This window comes from Nonomuraea sp. JJY05, assembly GCF_043496855.1.
GTDB lineage: Bacteria > Actinomycetota > Actinomycetes > Streptosporangiales > Streptosporangiaceae > Nonomuraea.
This window is the reverse complement of record NZ_JBIEIS010000039.1, coordinates 52,938-69,158: the sequence shown is the minus strand read 5'-3', so window position 1 is coordinate 69,158 and position 16,221 is coordinate 52,938. Positions and strand designations below refer to the sequence as shown.

The window sequence follows — 16,221 nt, the reverse complement described above, 5'->3', positions numbered from 1 at the left end:
TCGGCATGAACTGGCAGCGCAAAATGAACAAAGCGCTGGTCAGGTTCACCGGATTCCAGATCGAACGTGTAGGAAAAGCGGCTCCTCCCCAGCCCGTTCCCGAGATCAGACCGCCCGCGGATCCGGCGACCGACCGGCTGCTCGACTCCCCCGTGTTCCTCCTGTCCCCCGTGCGGTCCGGTTCGACGCTCCTGCGCGCGATTCTGAACGCCCACTCCGCCCTGCACGCCCCCCATGAGCTGCACGTACGCCGGCTCCGCGTGCAGTTCGACACGGCCCTGGCGGCCAAGGCGATGACGGCGCTCGGCCACAACCAGGCCGATCTGGAGCATCTGCTGTGGGACCGCGTCCTGCACCGGGAGCTGGTCCGCAGCGGCAAACGATTCATCGTGGACAAGACCCCCGCGAACGCCTTCGCCCACCAGCGCATCGCCGCCTGCTGGCCCGACGCGCGCTTCGTCTTCCTGCTGCGCCACCCCGCGTCGATCGCCGCGTCCTGGCACGAGGCCAGCCCCGACAAGCGCACCCCCGAGGAGGCCGCGCTGGACGCGCTGCGGTACATGAAGGCCGTGCAGCGGGCCAGGTCGGCACTGCCCGGCCTGACCGTCCGGTACGAGGAGCTGAGCGCCGACCCGGAGAAGGTGACGCACGAGATCTGCGAGTTCCTGGGCCTGGCGTGGGAGCCGGGGATGCTCGCGTACGGCAAGCAGGCCGTCCTGGAGAAGGGCCTCGGGGACTGGCGCGACAAGATCCGCTCCGGCGCCGTGCAGCCCGCGCGGGAGCTCCCCGCCGCGGACCAGATCCCGGACGCGCTGAAACCCATGTGCCGGACCTGGGGGTACCTGACGTGAAGATCCGCTACCTCATGCTGCACGCGTACGGCATGGGCGGCACCATCCGCACCGTCGTCAACCAGGCCAACGCGATGGCCGCCGCGGGCCACGACGTCGAGCTGGTCAGCCTGGTGCGGCGGCGCGACACCCCCCAGTTCACGCTCGACCCGCGGGTCGGGATCACCGCGCTGGTGGACCAGCGCGCCGGCCGGGTGCCGGACTCGTTCGGGCGCAGGGCCTGGCGCAGGGTACGCGGCAAGATCGTGCCGAGGGGCGAGTTCGCGGCCGACTACTTCACCGAGCGGGTGGAGTGGGCGGCGATGGAGTACGTCTCCAGCCTGCGCGACGGCGTCCTCGTGACCACCAGGCCCGCGCTGAACCTGATCGCCGCCCGCCGCGCCGCCAAGGACGTCGTCAAGGTCGCCCAGGAGCACATGAACCTGTCGGCATACCCCGACACCATCCGCAGGGAGATCGCCCGCCACTACGGCCGGTTCGACGCGGTCACCGTGCTGACGCGCACCAACCGGCTGGAGTACCAGCGCCTGCTGCCCTCGACCCCCATCGTGCAGATCCCGAACGCGGTCCATCAGGCCGACCAGAAACGTTCCCGGCAGGTCAACCCCGTCGTGGTCGCGGCCGGGCGGCTGGTGCCGCAGAAGGGGTTCGACCTGCTCATCACGGCCTTCGCCCAGGTGGCGCCGGAACATCCGGAATGGCGGTTGCGCATCTTCGGCACCGGGCCGCGCAGGGGCGAGCTGCAGGGGCTCATCGACGGGTTCGGGCTGGGCGAGCACGTGTCGCTGCGCGGGCGCACCGAGCGGCTGGACAAGGAGCTGGCGCGGTCCTCCGTGTACGCGCTGAGCTCCCGGTTCGAGGGCCTGCCGATGGTGATGATCGAGGCCATGACGCACGCGCTGCCCGTGGTCGCCTTCGACTGCCCGACCGGGCCCCGGGACGTGCTGACGGACGGGGTGGACGGCCTGCTCGTGCCGGCGCGGGACGTGGACGCGCTGGCCGCCGCGCTGAGCAGGGTCATGGGTGACCGGGAACTGAGGGTGCGGATGGGGAACGCTGCGCACAAAGCGTCGCGTGCGTACGCGCCTGAATTGGTGATGCCATTGTGGGAGGATTTGTTCTCGGAGTTGCTGGCGGGCGAGCGCGTGGCCGACAACTTCTGGACGTCCGGGAAAAGATTTACCTGACGATTCCTTCGGTGTAGCCGGGCTTTCCGCGCCCTTTGTCACGAAATGTCGCTCATTTCGGCAAAAGCATCTCAAAAGGCGCGGCAATCTGGAGCGATGCGTATCCGGAAAGCTCACCTGACCGCTGCGGCTGGTGCCCTTGCCCTGGTCACGGGGCTCACCGCACCCGCACACGCCACCACTCCCGCCGCCGCACCCGTCCACGCCGTCCAGCAGGACGCGCCCTCGGTGTACGGCAGCGCCGCCTACCTGATGGACGCCTCCTCCGGCAAGGAGCTGTTCAGCAAGAACGCCGACGACCGCCTCCCCATCGCCAGCGTCACCAAGATGATGACCGCGTACGTCGTCCTGAAGACCGCCAAGCCCACCGACGTGGTGCAGATCAAGCGCGAGGACGTCCAGTACGCGGAGGACGGCGGCGGCACCACCGCCGACCTGCGGCCCGGCGACCGCCTCACCGTCGGCGAGCTCCTCTACGGCCTCATGCTCCCCTCCGGCGCGGACGCCGCCCACGCGCTCGCCCGCACGTACGGCCCCGGCGTCGGCGGCTTCGTCGCCAAGATGAACGGCACGGCGCGCGAGCTGGGCATGAACGACACCGAGTACGTCAACGCCGACGGCCTGCCCAAGCGGGGCGGGGACGGCTACTCCACCGCCCGCGACCAGAGCGTGCTGGCGGCCAAGGCCGTGCAGGTCCCGCTGATCAAGCAGGTGGCCGGGACCCGGTACCACTCGCTGGACGCCACCTCCGAGCACCGCTCCTACAGCTGGCGCAACACCAACAAGCTGCTCGGGACGCCGGGCGCGATCGGGCTGAAGACCGGGTTCACGCGGGCGGCCGGGTTCACGCTGGCGTTCGCGGGCGAGAAGCGCGGCCACACCCTGGTCGGCGTGCTGCTCGGCGAGTCGGTCTCCAGCCGCCGCTTCGACACGGCGGAGTCCCTGCTGTCCTGGGGCGCGGCCCGCGAGTCCGCCTGACCCTGAGCCGGGCGGACACCATGGACGGTGTTGATCCTTTGGGCTAGTTTGCCCGACATGAAGCTTCGAATCGCGTTGAGTGCGCTGTCAGCGGCCGCCGCCGTACTCGCCGCCCCGGTAGTCCGCGCTGGCCCCGCCCACGCCGGGACCCCCAAGCTCGGCTGGGAGCTCAAGGAGACCGGGGTGACCGCGCGCCTGCGCGGCCTGTCGCCCGTCAGCCGGGACGTGGTGTGGGCCTCGGGCTCGGGCGGCACCGTGCTGAGGACCGTCGACGGCGGGCGGAGCTGGCAGAACGTCTCCCCGCCCGACACCTCCGCGCTCCAGTTCCGCGACATCGAGGCGTTCGACGAGCGCCGGGCCGTGGCGCTGTCGATCGGCGAGGGCACGGACTCGCGCGTCTACCGTACGGAGGACGGCGGGCGCACGTGGACGGAGACGTTCAGGAACGACGAGCCCCGGGCGTTCTACGACTGCCTGGCCTTCTTCGACCGGCGGCACGGGCTGGCCATGAGCGACCCGGTGGACGGCCGGTTCCGGATCCTGGCCACGGACGACGGCGGGCGGAGCTGGCGGGTGCTGCCGGCCGACGGGATGCCCGAGGCGCTGCCGGGCGAGGCGGGGTTCGCGGCGAGCGGCCAGTGCCTGGTCACCGCGGGCGGCCGGGACGCCTGGCTGGCCACCGGCGGGGCGGAGCGGTCACGGGTGTTCCACTCGGGCGACCGCGGGCGCACCTGGACGGTCTCCGACACCCCCATCCCTGCGGGCGACCCGGCACGCGGCGTCTTCGGCCTGGCCTTCCGCGACCGCCACCACGGCCTCGCGGTCGGCGGCGACTACCGCCCCGACCAGCCCTCCCCCAGCGCCGCCGCCCTCACCCGGGACGGCGCCACCACCTGGCAACCCGCCACCACCCCGCCGCCCGCCTACCGCTCCGGCGTGACGTGGCTCCCCCACCTGCCGTTCGCCGCCATCGCGGTGGGGCCTTCGGGCAGCGACGTGACGTGGTCGGGCGGGCGCACCTGGGAAACCTTCGACAACGGCTCGTTCGACACGGTCTCCTGCACCCGCGACCTCTCCTGCTGGGCCTCCGGCGAACAAGGCCGCCTCGCCCACCTGACCCTCCGCTAACCACCGGCCCCGCCACGGGACCCGAGCCACGGGTTTGCGGGGCACGGGGCGCGGGCTGGCACGGGGCGCGGCACACGGGGCGGACACAGCACGGATGCGGGGCACGAGCACGCGGGCACACGGCACGGCACACGGGCACGGGCCACGGGCCACGGGCGGGCACGGCACGGATGCCGGGCACGGGCGCCGGAGGTGTCAGCGGACGCCGCGGGGGCGGAATTGGATGCTGATGCGCGGCCCAGCCGGGCGGGAGGTCTTCGGGATCGCGTGCTCCCACGTACGCTGGCAACTCCCGCCCATCACGATCAGATCCCCATGCCCCAGATCCCGCCGGATGGACGCCCCGCCGCCACGGGGCCGGAGCAGGAGCGGGCGGGGGTCGCCGACCGAGACGATCGCCACCATGGTGTCCTCGGTGCTCCCCCGCCCGATCGTGTCGCCGTGCCAGGCCACGCTGTCGCGGCCGTCGCGGTAGAAGCAGAGCCCCGCCGTACGGAACGGCTCCCCCAGCTCCTCCCCGTAATGATCGTCGAGGGCCCGGCGGCAGTCCTCGAGCACCGGATCCGGCAGGGTCTCGTCCTCGTCGTAGAACTTCAGCAGCCGCGGCACGTCCACCACCCGGTCGTACATGCGCCGCCGCTCCGCCCGCCACGGCACCGTCTCGACCAGCCGCTCGAACAGCGTGTCGGCCCCCGTGAGCCAGCCCGGCCGCAGGTCGATCCAGGCGCCGTGGTCGAGGTGCGTCCTGCGGACCGTGGCGCCGAGCGGCCCGACCCCGAGCTCCTCGTCGAGGCCGAGCAGAGATGCTTGGAACGAGGCTGTCATACAGCCAAGTGTATGCCTTTGTTCAAACATGCATTCGACTGGGATGGCGGCTCGCCTTTGCCGGTCGGTCGTGCGAGGCTGGCAATCGCCGGATACGAGTGGCATCGCCCTCAGCCCGCACCGTGAGGCGAAGAGGCCACCCATCGCTTCGTCACACGAAGTCATCACGAAGGAGCAGGCCATGCTCACCACCGACTACCTTCCGGGCGCTCCCTGCTGGATCGAGGTCAACACTCCCGACGCGGAGGCGGCGAACACCTTCTACACGGGGCTGTTCGGCTGGGAGTCCGTCACGCTGGGCCCCGAGTACATGCAGTACCGCTTCTGCCAGGTCGACGGCAAGACGGTCGCCGGGATCAGCCAGGTGACGCAGGACGGCTGGAGCCCGGCGTGGCTGACGTACTTCCAGGTGCCCGACGTCGACGTGATCGCCAAGACGATCGAGCAGGCGGGCGGCACGGTGCTCTTCCCGCCGAGCGACGTCCAGGGCCAGGGCCGCATGGCGGTCTTCGCCGATCCCACGGGGGCCGCGTTCGCCGTGTGGCAGCCGGGCCGGACGAAGGGGCTCGGCATGGTCACCGAGGCGGGCTCGCTCGGCTGGGTGGAGCTCTACACCCCCGACCCCGCCGCCATCCGGGCCTTCTACCAGTCGGTGTTCGGCTGGCGCATCGAGGACCTGCCGATGGGCGACATGTCCTACCCCGTCATCTCGCCCGCCGACGGGGGTGAGGCGTCGGCGATGGCCGGGATCGTCCAGCTCCAGCCCGGCGACAGCCCGCACTGGCTGCCGTACTTCGAGGTGCCCGACTGCGACGCCACGGCAGCCATGGCGCAACAGCTCGGCGGCACGATGCAGGCTCCCGCCACGGACGTGGAGGGAGTCGGCCGCATGGCCTTCCTCGCCGACCCTTACGGCGCCCGCTTCGCGGTCATCACCAGCTCGTCCTGACCCCGCCACAGGCCCGGTCTGCGTGGTACGCAGGCCGGGCCTTCTCATGCGCCGGCTACCGCATGCGCCATGCTGTAACGTCTCTATAATGTTAACCCGTTACATGGCCGGAGCGGTGGCCGCGCGCACCGGAGACGAGATGTCAGGGCCCGCGCTCCTGGTCGCCGGGCTGGCCGTCACCGGCTCTCCCCTGACGGCGTCCTGGCTCCTGGCCGGGCTGACCGTCTCGGCCGCGGTCGGCGGGCCGCTGCTCGGGGTGCTTCTCGACCGGGCCCGTCGGCCGGGGCGGCTGCTCACGTGCTGCCTCCTCGGGTACGCGACCGGGCTGCTGCTGGTCTTGTACGGGCTGGGCCGGGTGCCGGACGCGGCCCTGATCGGCGTGGCGGTCGTGGCCGGGCTGCTGGGGCCCGCGCTGACCGGTGGCTGGACGGCGCAGCTGCCCAGGGTGGCCGGTCCCGAACGCCTGAGCAGGGCCAACGCGCTCGACTCCATGAGCTACAACGTGGCCGGGCTGGCCGGGCCCGCCGTGGTGGGTGTGGTGGCGAGCGCGGGCGGAGGCACCCTGACGGTGCTGGTGTGCGCCGGACTGCTCGTCGCCGCACTGCCGGCCGCCTGGAGCCTGCCTCCAGCACGTGCCCACTCGCCCGCACCCGACCCCGTACGCGCTCATCCGGCCGCACCCGGCTCGCCCGCCGGCGGCAGCGCTCCCGGCGGCGGCGTTCCCGATGGCGGCGCGGTTGGGCGCGGGCGGGCGGTTTGGGCGGAGTTGGTCGAGGGGTTCGCTGTCATCGGGCGGAACGCGCCGTTGCGGCAGGCGACGGCCGGATCAGCGGTCTCGTGCTGCGGCCTGGCCATGCTGGTCGTGTCCGCCCCCGTCCTCGGCGCCGAGCTCACCGGCGAGAGCGGCCATGGCGCGCTGCTGCTGGCCGTCACCGCCGCCTCCGGGCTGGCCGCGAACGCGGTGATCGCCGCGTGGGGCCGGGTGCGGCGGTGGGACCGCGTCCTGGTCTGGGGGACGGCGGTGCTCGGCGCGGGGATGGCGCTGGCAGCGGGGGCCGGGGCGTTCTGGGCGGCGGTGGTCGCCGCGGCGGTGGCGGGAGCGGGTGAGGGGCCGCAGCTCACCGCGTTGTTCTCGGTACGGCACCGCGAGGCGCCGGCCCGCCTGCGCAGCCAGGTGTTCACCACGGGAGCCAGCCTGAAGATCACCTCGTTCGCGATCGGATCCGCGCTGGCCGGACCGCTGGCGGCGTACTCGGCGGGCTCGGCCCTGCTGGCGGGCGCGGCGCTGCAGACCGCCGCCGTGGCCGTGCTCACGACGGGGCGCCGCGACAAGGGCTCCCCGACAGAAGCGCCGCGATAGCGACCCCCCGGCGGAGGGTCGCGTTCAGCCCGAGGCGGGCGGTGAGGTGCGTGAGCGGTGGGCGGCGACGCGTTCGCGGGTGGCGCAGCGGCTGCTGCAGTAGCGGCGCGGGCTGCCGCCCCCGAGGTCCAGGTACGGCCGCCCGCAGCCCCGCGAGGCGCACAGCCCGCCGGGAACGCGCTGATGGTCGGCGAGCAGCACCGCCAGCGCCATCGCCGACGACGCCAGGAACCACTCCCCCCACGGCGCGTCGTCCCTGCTGTCGACGTGCACGTGCCAGCTCGTCGTGCCCCCGTGGCTGGTGAGCCTGGGCGCCCGGGCCGATCCGGCGAGCAGCCGGTTGAGCAGGTCTGCCGCCTCCCCGGTGGTGGCCGCGCCCAGGACCTCGCGCAGCCGCGTCGCCGCCGCCCGCATCGCCGTCACGTCGGCCTCGCCGAGGTCGAGGTCCCCGGTCTCCCCGTGGTCGCGCAGGACCCGCGACACCGACTCGACGGACGGCCGTTCGTGCAGCAGTGCCACGCACAGGTCGACGGCCCTGGCGGCCATCGCCTTGGTCGAGTGAACCTCCACCTCGAGAAGGTTATGCCAGTGCGGGCCCGGGGAATCCCCACCGCCTCCCCGGGCCTCGCGCCGCCTCAGCCGCCGCACGCCGCGAAGACGAACATTCCCTTCAGCATCCGGTACTGGTCCCGGACCTTGACCGCGCCCGTCTCGGTGTCGATCTGGACGATGGTCATCTTGTTGCCGCTCTCCGCGTACTGGACCAGGTGGACGGTCACCTGGGTGTCCCCGGTCCAGTCGACCATGTCGATGTCCCCGGCCGGCAGCTTGAGCTTCTTGCGGTCGACGACCTGGTCGCTCTGCATGTCGTACAGGGCGAGCTGCGGCCTGCTCCCGGCCACCACGACCGCGACCGTGCGGCCGTCGGCGGACAGCGCCTGGGGCGAGTTCGACGACACGACCTGCGGCGGCGTGCCGCGTACGAGCTGCTCGCCCGTGTCGCTGTAGACGGCCAGGTCGGTGACGCCCTCGTCGCCGTCGGCGCTGGTGAGCACCTCGCCCCCGTCGCCGCTGAAGCCCAGCACGATCATGTTGCCCGGCACGGAGCCGATCCGGGCGCCGGTGGCGGTGTCGAACACGCGCGTGCTGCGGACCTTCTCGCCGGAGATGACGGCGGCCAGCCGGGCGCCGTCGTCGGAGAGGCGCAGGGTGATGTTGTTCTGGTCCACCCGGGGCAGCGCGTCCTTGGCGAACAGCTTGACGCCGCCCCCGAGCGTGCGTACGGCCAGTTTGCCGGTCTTGGTGAGGTACGCGACCCGCTGGCCGTTGCCGCTGACCGCGATGGGCGCCGAGGCGTACACGAGCTTCTTGCCCTTCACGTCGAGCGCGACCGTCTGGGCGTCGTGCAGCATGCTCTGGCTGCCGTCGTGCATGACGAGCCGCCAGTCGCCGCACGGCTTGGCGTCCCCGTCCTTGCCGCAGCTCTTGATGGCGGCGTACCGGACGCTGTCGTGCCCGTGGTGTGCGTGCGGCTCCGCGTACGCGACGCCCCCCGGCACCGCGACCACGGCGGCCGCGAGGACCGCGAAGATCTTGGCTTTCATGTCGTTCACTCCCCCGCCTTCACATAGGCGTACCTGGTCTTGCTGATCGTGTATCGGCCGTTCTGCTTGACCGCCCCGGAGCCGGGATCGACGGTGAGCTCCCGTATCACCGCCGTCTCCCCGATGTCACCGCTCTCCACCGTGGCGTGGAGCAGGCCGTCCGGGCCCCACCACGCGAGGTCCGGCGGCACGCCGGGCGTGAGCGGCAGGTCCGCGCCCCCGGACAGTTGCCCGGTCTCCACGTCGTAGGTGCGCACCCTCGGCGGCTTCTTCGTGTCGGCGTTGCCCGCGGTGAACACCGCCACCGTCCGGCCGTCGGGGGCCAGGGCGAGCGTGGGTGCGTTCGCGACGAGCTGGGGCGGCGTCGCCCTGATCGAAGCGCCGCCGAGCCGGTGCGCGGTCAGGCGGAGCGTGTTGTCGCTCAGGTAGCGCCTGGTCAGCACCTCGTCGCCGTCGCCGCTGAACCCGGCCATGTCCTCCCCGAGGGCCAGCTTCGTGATCTTGCCGGTGGCGACCGTGATCACCTTGGCGGGCAGGCGGACAGGCTCGTCACCGTAGTCGATCACGACCGTGTCGCCCTTGGGAGACAGGTAGACGCCGATGTCGGAGGTGCCGACCCCCTTGGGCACCGCCGCCTTGGGCAGCGTCCTGGCCGGGCCGCCCGCGACCGGCTGGACGACCAGGCGGTGGTCGCTCTTGCGCTCGTACGCCATCACGCGGCCGTCGGCGCTGATGGCGAACGTGGTCGTGTCGTGGACCTCGTTGCCCTTGGCGTCGATCTGCGAGGTGGCGGCGCCGGGCACGGCGACCTTCCTGCCGTCCCGCATGATCAGCTGCCAGTGGCCGCAGGGGTGGTCGAGGTCGTCCTTCTTGTGGGTGCAGGTCTTGACCCAGGCGGCGCGGGCCACCGGGGACTGTGACTGGGCGTGGGCGGCGCCGGGCGCGAGCCCCAGCCCGCCGATGACCGCCGACGCCAGCAGGGCCGCGGTCGCTGAGGGGTGCCTCATCGGTGAGATCCTTTCGCTCACACCGTTAGACACCCACGCGACGTGCCCGGTTGGTCACAGATCGGCCACGGCTGCCGCTCACGCCCTCCCCGGGTCCAGGGGGCGGCGGCCCGCGAAGCCGAGCTCCGTACGGTGGTACCAGGCGAGCTCCCGCTCGCCCTCGATCCAGCACAGCCGCACCGACACCCCGTCGATCACGGCGGGGAAGTCGACCAGCACCGGCGCGATGCCCTTGACCTCGATGCCCTGCTCGTTCCACCCGCTGAGGATCTCCTCGATGCGGGCCTGCAGCCCCTTGATCTCGGGGAGGCCGCCGAGCGGGGAGCCGCCCGCGGTCCGCCGGTCGAAGTCGATCTCGGTCAGGTCCGCGCGGGCGGCGATCACCTCGCGGGCGTCACGCATGACGCCGGGAAGCAGCTCGCGGGCCTCGTCAACGGTGAAGATCCGGTCCATGCCACAGACGTTACGGCTCGTACGCCTCGATGAGCAGCCGTTCGGCGTGGTCGAGATAGTCGTCGAGGTACGCGGCGGCCTTCTCGGGTTGCCCCGACTCGATGAGCCCGAGCAGGGTCCGGTTGCGGTCGACGAACGGCTCGTGGAAGGCCCGCGGGTTCTCCATCACGTGGAAGACCAGCCGCAGCTCGGCCAGGAGCTGGCGCATGGCCTCGTCGATCCTGGGGCTCTCGTTCAGCGAGACGAGCGCCTGGTGGAAGCGGATGTTGGCGGTGCCGACGCCCTGCCAGTCGTCCTGCTCGGCGGCGCGCTCGGCGTCGAGCACGGCCTCCTTGATCACGGCCAGCGCCTCGGGGGCCGGGCCGCGCCGCAGGGCCGCCCCTTCGAGCACGCGGCGCACGCGGTAGAGGTCGGCGACGTCCTCGGCGGACGGGAGCCGGACGAACACGCCCCTGTTGAGCTTGTGGTCGAGCAGCCGCTCGTGGCCGAGCAGCCGGAACGCCTCGCGCAGCGTGTTGCGCGACACGCCGAGCCCCTCCGAGATCGACTCCTCCGACAGCCGCTGCCCCGGGCGGAAGAAGCCCTCGCTGATGCGGTCGCGCAGGATGTCGGCCACCCGCTCCGCTGTGCTGCTGCGGCCCAGCCGGGGGCGGTCCTGAGAGAGACCGGCAACCACGTTATCCACATTTGACAGCGAATCATGGAGCAAAACTCTTGTCGAATTGTTCAACGATTCTTATGTTGAAGAGGACCCCCTAGACGAACAAGGAGCGATCGAATGACAGGCTCCGCGCAACAGACCCGGCGGGTGATCCTCGCCAGCCTGATCGGAACGTCGCTGGAGTGGTACGACTTCTTCCTCTACACCACGGCCGCGACCCTGGTCTTCCCCAAGCTGTTCTTCCCCGCCCTCGACCCGTTCAACGCGACGCTGGCGTCCCTGACCACCAACGCCGTGGCCTTCGTCGCCCGGCCGCTCGGCGGCATCGTGTTCGGCCACTTCGGCGACCGGGCGGGGCGCAAGACCGTGCTGGTGGTGACGCTCCTGGTGATGGGCGTCTCGACGTTCCTCATCGGCGTGCTGCCCGGTTACGCGAGCGCAGGCGTGCTCGCGCCGATCCTGCTGGCGGCGCTCCGGTTCGTACAGGGCCTGGGGCTCGGCGGCGAGTGGGGCGGCGCGGTGATCATGTCGCTGGAGCACGGCGACGGGCGGCGGCGCGGCTTCAACGCGAGCTGGCCGCAGGTCGGCGTGCCCGCCGGATACGTGCTGGCCACCGGGTTGCTGACGCTCCTGTCGTTCACGCTGTCCGACGCGGCGTTCCTGTCGTGGGGCTGGCGGGTGCCGTTCCTGCTGTCGGGCGTGCTGGTGTTCGTGGGACTGTGGGTCCGGCTGAGGGTCAGCGAGTCGCCGCTGTTCGCCCAGGTCGAGCAGCAGGGCGCCAAGGCGGAGATGCCGCTGCTGGAGGTGCTGCGTACGCACCCGCGGGCCCTGCTGTCCGCCTTCACCGCACGGATCGGGGTGGACGTGGCCTTCTACACCTTCACCGCGTACATCATCGTCTACCTCACCACGGTGCTGAAGCTGCCGCGTTCGTACGCGCTCAACGCGGTGCTGATCGGGTCGGCGCTGCAGCTCGCGCTGATCCCGCTGGCCGGCGCGCTGTCCGACCGGTTCGGGCGGCGGCCGGTCTACTTCGCGGGCGTGGTGGGCGCGGCGGTGTGGGTGTTCGCGTTCTTCCCGCTGCTCGACAGCAGATCGTTCCCGCTGATCGCGCTGGCCGCGGTGGTCGCGCTCGTCACCCACGCCGCCATGTACGGGCCGCAGGCGGCCTTCATCGCCGAGCTGTTCAGCACGCGGCTGCGCTACAGCGGCGCCTCCATGGGCTACCAGGTGGCCGGCATCGTCGGCGGCGCCCTGGCCCCGATCATCGCCCTCAGCCTGTTCGACACGTACAAGACCACGGTCGCGGTGTCGATCTACGTGGTGGCCGCGCTGGCGGTCACCGCCCTGGGCCTGGCCATCGCCCCGGAGACGCGCGACCTCGACCTGGCCGCGGAGCCCGAGGTCAAAGCCACCCTGCCCGGCCAGGTGGGACCGTTCGCCTGAGCCGTACAACGCCGCGAGAGCCGCGGGCGGCGGCTGCCGACGCCGCCCGCGCGGAAGGGGTACTGATGAGAATCGCCCTGATCGTCGTCGCCGCGCTCATCGCCGTCCCCCTGCTCGTCGGGGGCCTGGGGGGCTTGGAGAGCACGGGCGGCGGCGAGGTGGCCGTCATCCGCGACGGCGGCCCGCTCGACGACAACAAGGTACGCCAGGTGATCGACCCCGGCTCCGGCCTGACCTGGACCGGCATGTGGTCGTCCACGCACCTCTATCCGGGGCAGCAGCGCTTCTACACCATCACCGCCGACCCCAAGCGGGCCACGACGCTCGGTGTGGACGTGGTGACGGTGCCCAGCAGCGATGGGGTGAACCTCGGCATCGAAGGCACCCTCTATTTCACGCTCAACCTGGACCACGAGACGCTGAAGACGTTCGACGACAAGTACGGCACCCGTACCTTCCGCGCCCAGGACGACCGCTCGCTCTACGCGTGGGACGGCGACGAGGGCTGGTCGGCGTTCTTCGGCCAGGCGGTCCGGCCCGTGATCGACAACGCGCTGCGCGGTCAGATCGGCGCCATGCGCTGCGCCGAGCTCGTGCCGTCCTGCTCGCTGCTGGAGAGCTCCACGCTCAAGCCGCAGGACAGCAACGCCAACATCGTCAAGGTGCAGAACGCGGTCAACGCCTCGCTGGCCCGCGACCTGCCGGCCACGCTCGGCGGCGACTTCCTCACCGGGCTGCGCTTCACGCTGGCCAAGGTGACGCTGCCGGGCGAGGTGCAGCAGGCCGTGGACCGCTCGCTGGCCGCCTCGGCGGCCGTCTCCGAGGCGCAGGCGAAGGTCGCCCAGGCCAGGGCGGAGGCGGACGCGAACCGGGCCAGGCAGGACGGTTACGACAAATGCCCGGCGTGCGCGGAGATCGAGAAGCTGAAGTCGCTGCCGCAGGGCATCACGGTCTACGCCCCCGGGAATCCCCAGTCCGTCGTGGTTCCGTCTCGGTAGTCAAGGCGTGGTTGACTCGTTTTGCGCGCAGCGTCTGGGTTGTGACGGAATCGCCACCTATTCACAGAACAACTTCCACCTAATACGCATAAACTGCGCGGCTGTGAGCCTGCCTGTACGTGAACGTTCCCCCCGGCCGGGCGGCGGTCGCCACCGCCGTCCCGTCCCCACGTCCCTGCCGCCGGACGCCCCCATGCTCGTGCTCGCCACCCCCGGCGCCACGTCCGGCGTGGCCGAAGAGATCGCGGGCGTGGTACGCGTCGACCACCCCCAGATCGAGGTGCGGCTGACGAGCGTCACCGACCTGGCGGACTCCCTGCCCTCCGGCCGCGACGCCGTCATCGTGCCCCTGCTCACCTGGGACGACCCGGTCGTCCTGGCTGAGATCGGCAAGGCCGTCGCGGCGAGCGGCAGCGGCGCCGTCGTCACCGAGGCGCTCGGACCGCACCCGCTGCTGGCCGAGGCCCTGCACATCAGGCTCGCCGAGCGCGGCCTGGCCAGGGCCGACCGCGTACGGCTGCTGAACGTCTCCAGCCCCGTGGACGCCGTCATCATGGCCACGGTGGGCGGGGAGCGCGCGGTGCACGCGGTGCAGGCCACGGCGGTGCTCCTGGCCTCCAGGCTCACGCTGCCGGTCGTCTCGGCCTCGCTCGACAGCGAGCCGGGCATCGCGATGGCGGCCCAGCGCCTGCGCGCGGCGGGCGCCGAGCGCCTGGCCATCGCGCCCTGCATGATCGGCCACGAGGCTCCCACGGGGATCGTCGAACAGGCCGCCGCCTCGATCAGCGCGGGGCACGCGGAGCCGCTCGGCGCGCACAGCGCCGTGGCCGAACTCGTCGCGCGGGCTTATGGGAGCCAACTCGCCACTTGACCAGGGCTTGTAGAGATCACGGGACTCGCGTTACCGTCTGCAAATGCGGCGGGTGGTGTACAACGGCGAACGGCTCGGCCTCCGTGACGTCATGGAGGCCGACGTGGCCGCGCTGCACGCCGTCTACGGCGACACCGCGGCCATGCAGCACATGCCGTTCGCACCCCGCAGCGCGGCCGAGGTGGCGCGGCTCGTCGACCAGGCCCTGGAGGCGGCTGCGGCCGAGCCGCGCCGGCTCTACGTGCTGGCCGTGATCGACATGGCCCGCCGCGACGTGATCGGGGTGGCCCGCCTGCAGATCGAGGCCGACCACCCGCACAGCGCCGAGATCGGCTTCGGCCTCCACCCCGACCAGTGGGGGCGCGGGGTCGGCACGGACCTCGTGCGCTTGTTGCTGTCGTTCGGGTTCAAGCAGCTCGGGCTGCACCGCGTCTGGGGCGCCCGCTCCCCCGCGAACTTACCCGCCCAGCTCGCGATGCTGACGGCCGGGATGGTCGAGGAAGGCCGCATCCGGCACCACGTGCACACGCCGAACGGGTGGCGCGACTCGATCGTGCACTCGGCGTTACAGGACGAGTGGACCGAACGCTAGAGCGCCACGGGGAGTGGCGTGAACGGGGATTGTCGGTGCCGGGTCCTACGATGAGCCTCCTCACGGAGGGATAGTCCAATGCTCGACGCGCTGATCGTGCCCCTGTTCGTCACCACGGACCTGCCGCCCGAGTCGGAGCTGGCCGAGTTCGGGGAGTTGCTCGCCGAGACGGCGCGCGTGCTCCGCCACGAGGGCGGCGACTACGAGGCGTTCCTCGCGGGCAAGGTGTTCTGGCTGGACCGTCCCGTGCTGCCCGAGCAGCGCCCGGCCGCCGAGGCGGAGCTGCGCTTCGCGGGCATGCTGGGCTACCTCGCCGCCTCCGGCCCCGGCCACACCTCCCGTGACGTGGTCGGCGACGTGCGGCGGGCGATCGGCGAGGCCGTCACCGGCCGCTACGGCGACGTGGGGGTCGCCCCGGCCGTGTTCGCGATCCGCGACCAGGACGTCCGCGAGCGCACCCCCGATTCCGCCCTCTACTTCGACACCCGCGACGCCACCCCCGATCTGGTGAGCGCGACCAGGACCTACCTCTAGCCAGGCGGGCGCGCCTCGTGCGATCGTGCACGGCGATCAGACCCACGGGCCGCCACCGCGCCACACGGTGGCGGCTGACGACGAGGAAAACCTCGCATGGCCGTGCTCGGCGCGCTCTGCTTCGGGCTGGCCATCGGCTTCTTCGGCTATCTGGTCGCGGCCACGCTCATGCCGGACTCCAAGTGGCTGGGCGACTGAGCCGGCTTACGGGGCCAGCAGGCAGTCGAGCGCAAGAGCGGCCATCCGCCCCGGCCGGCCGGGGTCGGCGCGATGCCGCTCGGCGGTGATCGCCGCGAGGACGACGGCCTGCACGTCCTCGGCGTCCACGTCCGCCCGCACGGTGCCGGCCTCCTGGGCCCGCGCGAGCAGCTCGGCGAACGCGCGGCGCAGGTCCAGCGCGAGTCGCCGGGTGAGCTCCGACAGGTCGACCTCCGCCCTGGCGAGCGCGTCGGCGAGGTCCTGCTTGGCGCGGGCCTCACCGATCAGGCCGAGCAGGAACGGGAAGAACGCCGAGCCGTCCTGATCCTCCTGCACGGCCTGGCGGGCCTGCTCGAGGAGGCCGCCGAGGCGGTCGGCGAGCACCGCCTCGACCAGCGCCTCCTTGGCCGGGAAGTGGCGATGGACGGTGCCGGGGCCGACCCCGGCCCGGCGCGCGATCTCGTCGAGCGACACGGCCAGGCCCTCGGTGGCGAAGGCCTCTCGGGCGGTCTGCAAAATCCGCTCCCTGTTGCGCCGCGCATCGGCACGCATCGGCCGCTGGCTGTCCATCTTCCTCCT

Annotated in this window: 18 protein-coding genes; 11 read left to right on the top strand and 7 right to left on the bottom strand. The window is 72.0% G+C overall.

From position 1 onward, the window contains the following. Positions 1 to 5: 5 nt before the first annotated feature. The 4 genes from ACFKCF_RS44700 to ACFKCF_RS44685 all read left to right on the top strand — a co-directional run bounded on the left by ACFKCF_RS44700 (position 6) and on the right by ACFKCF_RS44685 (position 4,144). On the top strand, positions 6 to 851 hold the full coding sequence (locus ACFKCF_RS44700) for a sulfotransferase family protein (protein ID WP_394501465.1): 846 nt from the start codon (positions 6 to 8) through the stop codon (positions 849 to 851). Continuing rightward, on the top strand, positions 848 to 2,038 hold the full coding sequence (locus tag ACFKCF_RS44695) for a glycosyltransferase family 4 protein (RefSeq protein WP_394501464.1): 1,191 nt from the start codon (positions 848 to 850) through the stop codon (positions 2,036 to 2,038). Before ACFKCF_RS44700 ends, ACFKCF_RS44695 begins: the two co-directional genes overlap by 4 nt. A 96-nt stretch (positions 2,039 to 2,134) precedes the next feature. Continuing rightward, a complete protein-coding gene (locus ACFKCF_RS44690) occupies positions 2,135 to 3,016 on the top strand; it encodes a D-alanyl-D-alanine carboxypeptidase family protein (RefSeq protein WP_394501463.1) in 882 nt (293 codons plus the stop codon). 57 nt (positions 3,017 to 3,073) lie between these two features. Then, entirely contained in the window at positions 3,074 to 4,144 is a 1,071-nt protein-coding gene (locus ACFKCF_RS44685) for a WD40/YVTN/BNR-like repeat-containing protein (RefSeq protein WP_394501462.1), read from the top strand. 195 nt (positions 4,145 to 4,339) lie between these two features. Here the strand turns inward: ACFKCF_RS44685 and ACFKCF_RS44680 are convergent, their stop codons facing one another. Continuing rightward, entirely contained in the window at positions 4,340 to 4,969 is a 630-nt protein-coding gene (locus ACFKCF_RS44680; protein WP_394501460.1) for an alpha-ketoglutarate-dependent dioxygenase AlkB, read from the bottom strand. Positions 4,970 to 5,150: 181 nt separating this feature from the next. Between ACFKCF_RS44680 and ACFKCF_RS44675 the strand changes: the two genes are divergently transcribed. Further along, a complete protein-coding gene (locus tag ACFKCF_RS44675; protein ID WP_394501459.1) occupies positions 5,151 to 5,918 on the top strand; it encodes a VOC family protein in 768 nt (255 codons plus the stop codon). A gap of 88 nt (positions 5,919 to 6,006) precedes the next feature. Next, entirely contained in the window at positions 6,007 to 7,278 is a 1,272-nt protein-coding gene (locus ACFKCF_RS44670; RefSeq protein ID WP_394501458.1) for an MFS transporter, read from the top strand. Positions 7,279 to 7,302: 24 nt separating this feature from the next. Here ACFKCF_RS44670 and ACFKCF_RS44665 read toward each other — a convergent pair whose 3' ends face one another. The 5 genes from ACFKCF_RS44665 to ACFKCF_RS44645 all read right to left on the bottom strand — a co-directional run bounded on the left by ACFKCF_RS44665 (position 7,303) and on the right by ACFKCF_RS44645 (position 11,027). After that, the gene (locus tag ACFKCF_RS44665) at positions 7,303 to 7,848 is read right to left on the bottom strand and encodes a CGNR zinc finger domain-containing protein (protein ID WP_394501457.1); all 546 of its coding nucleotides are present in this window, start codon (positions 7,846 to 7,848) and stop codon (positions 7,303 to 7,305) included. Between the two features lie 65 nt (positions 7,849 to 7,913). After that, positions 7,914 to 8,882, bottom strand: coding sequence for a hypothetical protein (locus tag ACFKCF_RS44660; RefSeq protein ID WP_394501455.1), 969 nt, complete (start codon positions 8,880 to 8,882; stop codon positions 7,914 to 7,916). Between the two features lie 5 nt (positions 8,883 to 8,887). Further along, positions 8,888 to 9,889 carry a hypothetical protein gene (locus tag ACFKCF_RS44655; protein ID WP_394501454.1) on the bottom strand — a complete coding sequence of 334 codons (1,002 nt, stop codon included), beginning with the start codon at positions 9,887 to 9,889 and terminating at the stop codon, positions 8,888 to 8,890. Between the two features lie 78 nt (positions 9,890 to 9,967). Beyond that, on the bottom strand, positions 9,968 to 10,342 hold the full coding sequence (locus ACFKCF_RS44650) for a DUF2203 domain-containing protein (RefSeq protein WP_394501453.1): 375 nt from the start codon (positions 10,340 to 10,342) through the stop codon (positions 9,968 to 9,970). Between the two features lie 10 nt (positions 10,343 to 10,352). Continuing rightward, positions 10,353 to 11,027, bottom strand: coding sequence for a GntR family transcriptional regulator (locus ACFKCF_RS44645; RefSeq protein WP_394501452.1), 675 nt, complete (start codon positions 11,025 to 11,027; stop codon positions 10,353 to 10,355). A gap of 93 nt (positions 11,028 to 11,120) precedes the next feature. On the opposite strand from ACFKCF_RS44645, the gene ACFKCF_RS44640 reads away from it, so the two are divergent. The 5 genes from ACFKCF_RS44640 (at position 11,121) to ACFKCF_RS44620 (ending at position 15,444) form a co-directional block, all read left to right on the top strand. Then, positions 11,121 to 12,449, top strand: a complete 1,329-nt coding sequence (locus tag ACFKCF_RS44640; RefSeq protein WP_394501451.1) for an MFS transporter — start codon at positions 11,121 to 11,123, stop codon at positions 12,447 to 12,449. A gap of 65 nt (positions 12,450 to 12,514) precedes the next feature. Next, positions 12,515 to 13,447 (top strand): SPFH domain-containing protein, encoded by a 933-nt coding sequence (locus ACFKCF_RS44635; protein WP_394501450.1) that lies wholly within the window; start codon positions 12,515 to 12,517, stop codon positions 13,445 to 13,447. A gap of 103 nt (positions 13,448 to 13,550) precedes the next feature. Continuing rightward, complete coding sequence (locus ACFKCF_RS44630; protein WP_394501449.1) at positions 13,551 to 14,318, top strand: sirohydrochlorin chelatase; 768 nt, start codon at positions 13,551 to 13,553, stop codon at positions 14,316 to 14,318. Between the two features lie 43 nt (positions 14,319 to 14,361). Then, entirely contained in the window at positions 14,362 to 14,910 is a 549-nt protein-coding gene (locus tag ACFKCF_RS44625) for a GNAT family N-acetyltransferase (RefSeq protein WP_394501448.1), read from the top strand. Positions 14,911 to 14,988: 78 nt separating this feature from the next. Continuing rightward, positions 14,989 to 15,444 carry a hypothetical protein gene (locus ACFKCF_RS44620; protein WP_394501447.1) on the top strand — a complete coding sequence of 152 codons (456 nt, stop codon included), beginning with the start codon at positions 14,989 to 14,991 and terminating at the stop codon, positions 15,442 to 15,444. Between the two features lie 204 nt (positions 15,445 to 15,648). Here the strand turns inward: ACFKCF_RS44620 and ACFKCF_RS44615 are convergent, their stop codons facing one another. Then, entirely contained in the window at positions 15,649 to 16,212 is a 564-nt protein-coding gene (locus ACFKCF_RS44615; protein ID WP_394501446.1) for a TetR/AcrR family transcriptional regulator, read from the bottom strand. Positions 16,213 to 16,221: the final 9 nt, after the last annotated feature.

Bases quoted from the DNA above. Each gene is read 5' to 3' on its own strand.
- ACFKCF_RS44700 (WP_394501465.1), top strand. From the start codon at position 6: ATGAACTGGCAGCGCAAAATGAACAAAGCGCTGGTCAGGTTCACCGGA.
- ACFKCF_RS44690 (WP_394501463.1), top strand. From the start codon at position 2,135: ATGCGTATCCGGAAAGCTCACCTGACCGCTGCGGCTGGTGCCCTTGCC.
- ACFKCF_RS44685 (WP_394501462.1), top strand. From the start codon at position 3,074: ATGAAGCTTCGAATCGCGTTGAGTGCGCTGTCAGCGGCCGCCGCCGTA.
- ACFKCF_RS44680 (WP_394501460.1), bottom strand. From the start codon at position 4,969: ATGACAGCCTCGTTCCAAGCATCTCTGCTCGGCCTCGACGAGGAGCTC.
- ACFKCF_RS44675 (WP_394501459.1), top strand. From the start codon at position 5,151: ATGCTCACCACCGACTACCTTCCGGGCGCTCCCTGCTGGATCGAGGTC.
- ACFKCF_RS44670 (WP_394501458.1), top strand. From the start codon at position 6,007: ATGTTAACCCGTTACATGGCCGGAGCGGTGGCCGCGCGCACCGGAGAC.
- ACFKCF_RS44660 (WP_394501455.1), bottom strand. From the start codon at position 8,882: ATGAAAGCCAAGATCTTCGCGGTCCTCGCGGCCGCCGTGGTCGCGGTG.
- ACFKCF_RS44655 (WP_394501454.1), bottom strand. From the start codon at position 9,889: ATGAGGCACCCCTCAGCGACCGCGGCCCTGCTGGCGTCGGCGGTCATC.
- ACFKCF_RS44650 (WP_394501453.1), bottom strand. From the start codon at position 10,342: ATGGACCGGATCTTCACCGTTGACGAGGCCCGCGAGCTGCTTCCCGGC.
- ACFKCF_RS44640 (WP_394501451.1), top strand. From the start codon at position 11,121: ATGACAGGCTCCGCGCAACAGACCCGGCGGGTGATCCTCGCCAGCCTG.
- ACFKCF_RS44635 (WP_394501450.1), top strand. From the start codon at position 12,515: ATGAGAATCGCCCTGATCGTCGTCGCCGCGCTCATCGCCGTCCCCCTG.
- ACFKCF_RS44625 (WP_394501448.1), top strand. From the start codon at position 14,362: ATGCGGCGGGTGGTGTACAACGGCGAACGGCTCGGCCTCCGTGACGTC.
- ACFKCF_RS44620 (WP_394501447.1), top strand. From the start codon at position 14,989: ATGCTCGACGCGCTGATCGTGCCCCTGTTCGTCACCACGGACCTGCCG.
- ACFKCF_RS44615 (WP_394501446.1), bottom strand. From the start codon at position 16,212: ATGGACAGCCAGCGGCCGATGCGTGCCGATGCGCGGCGCAACAGGGAG.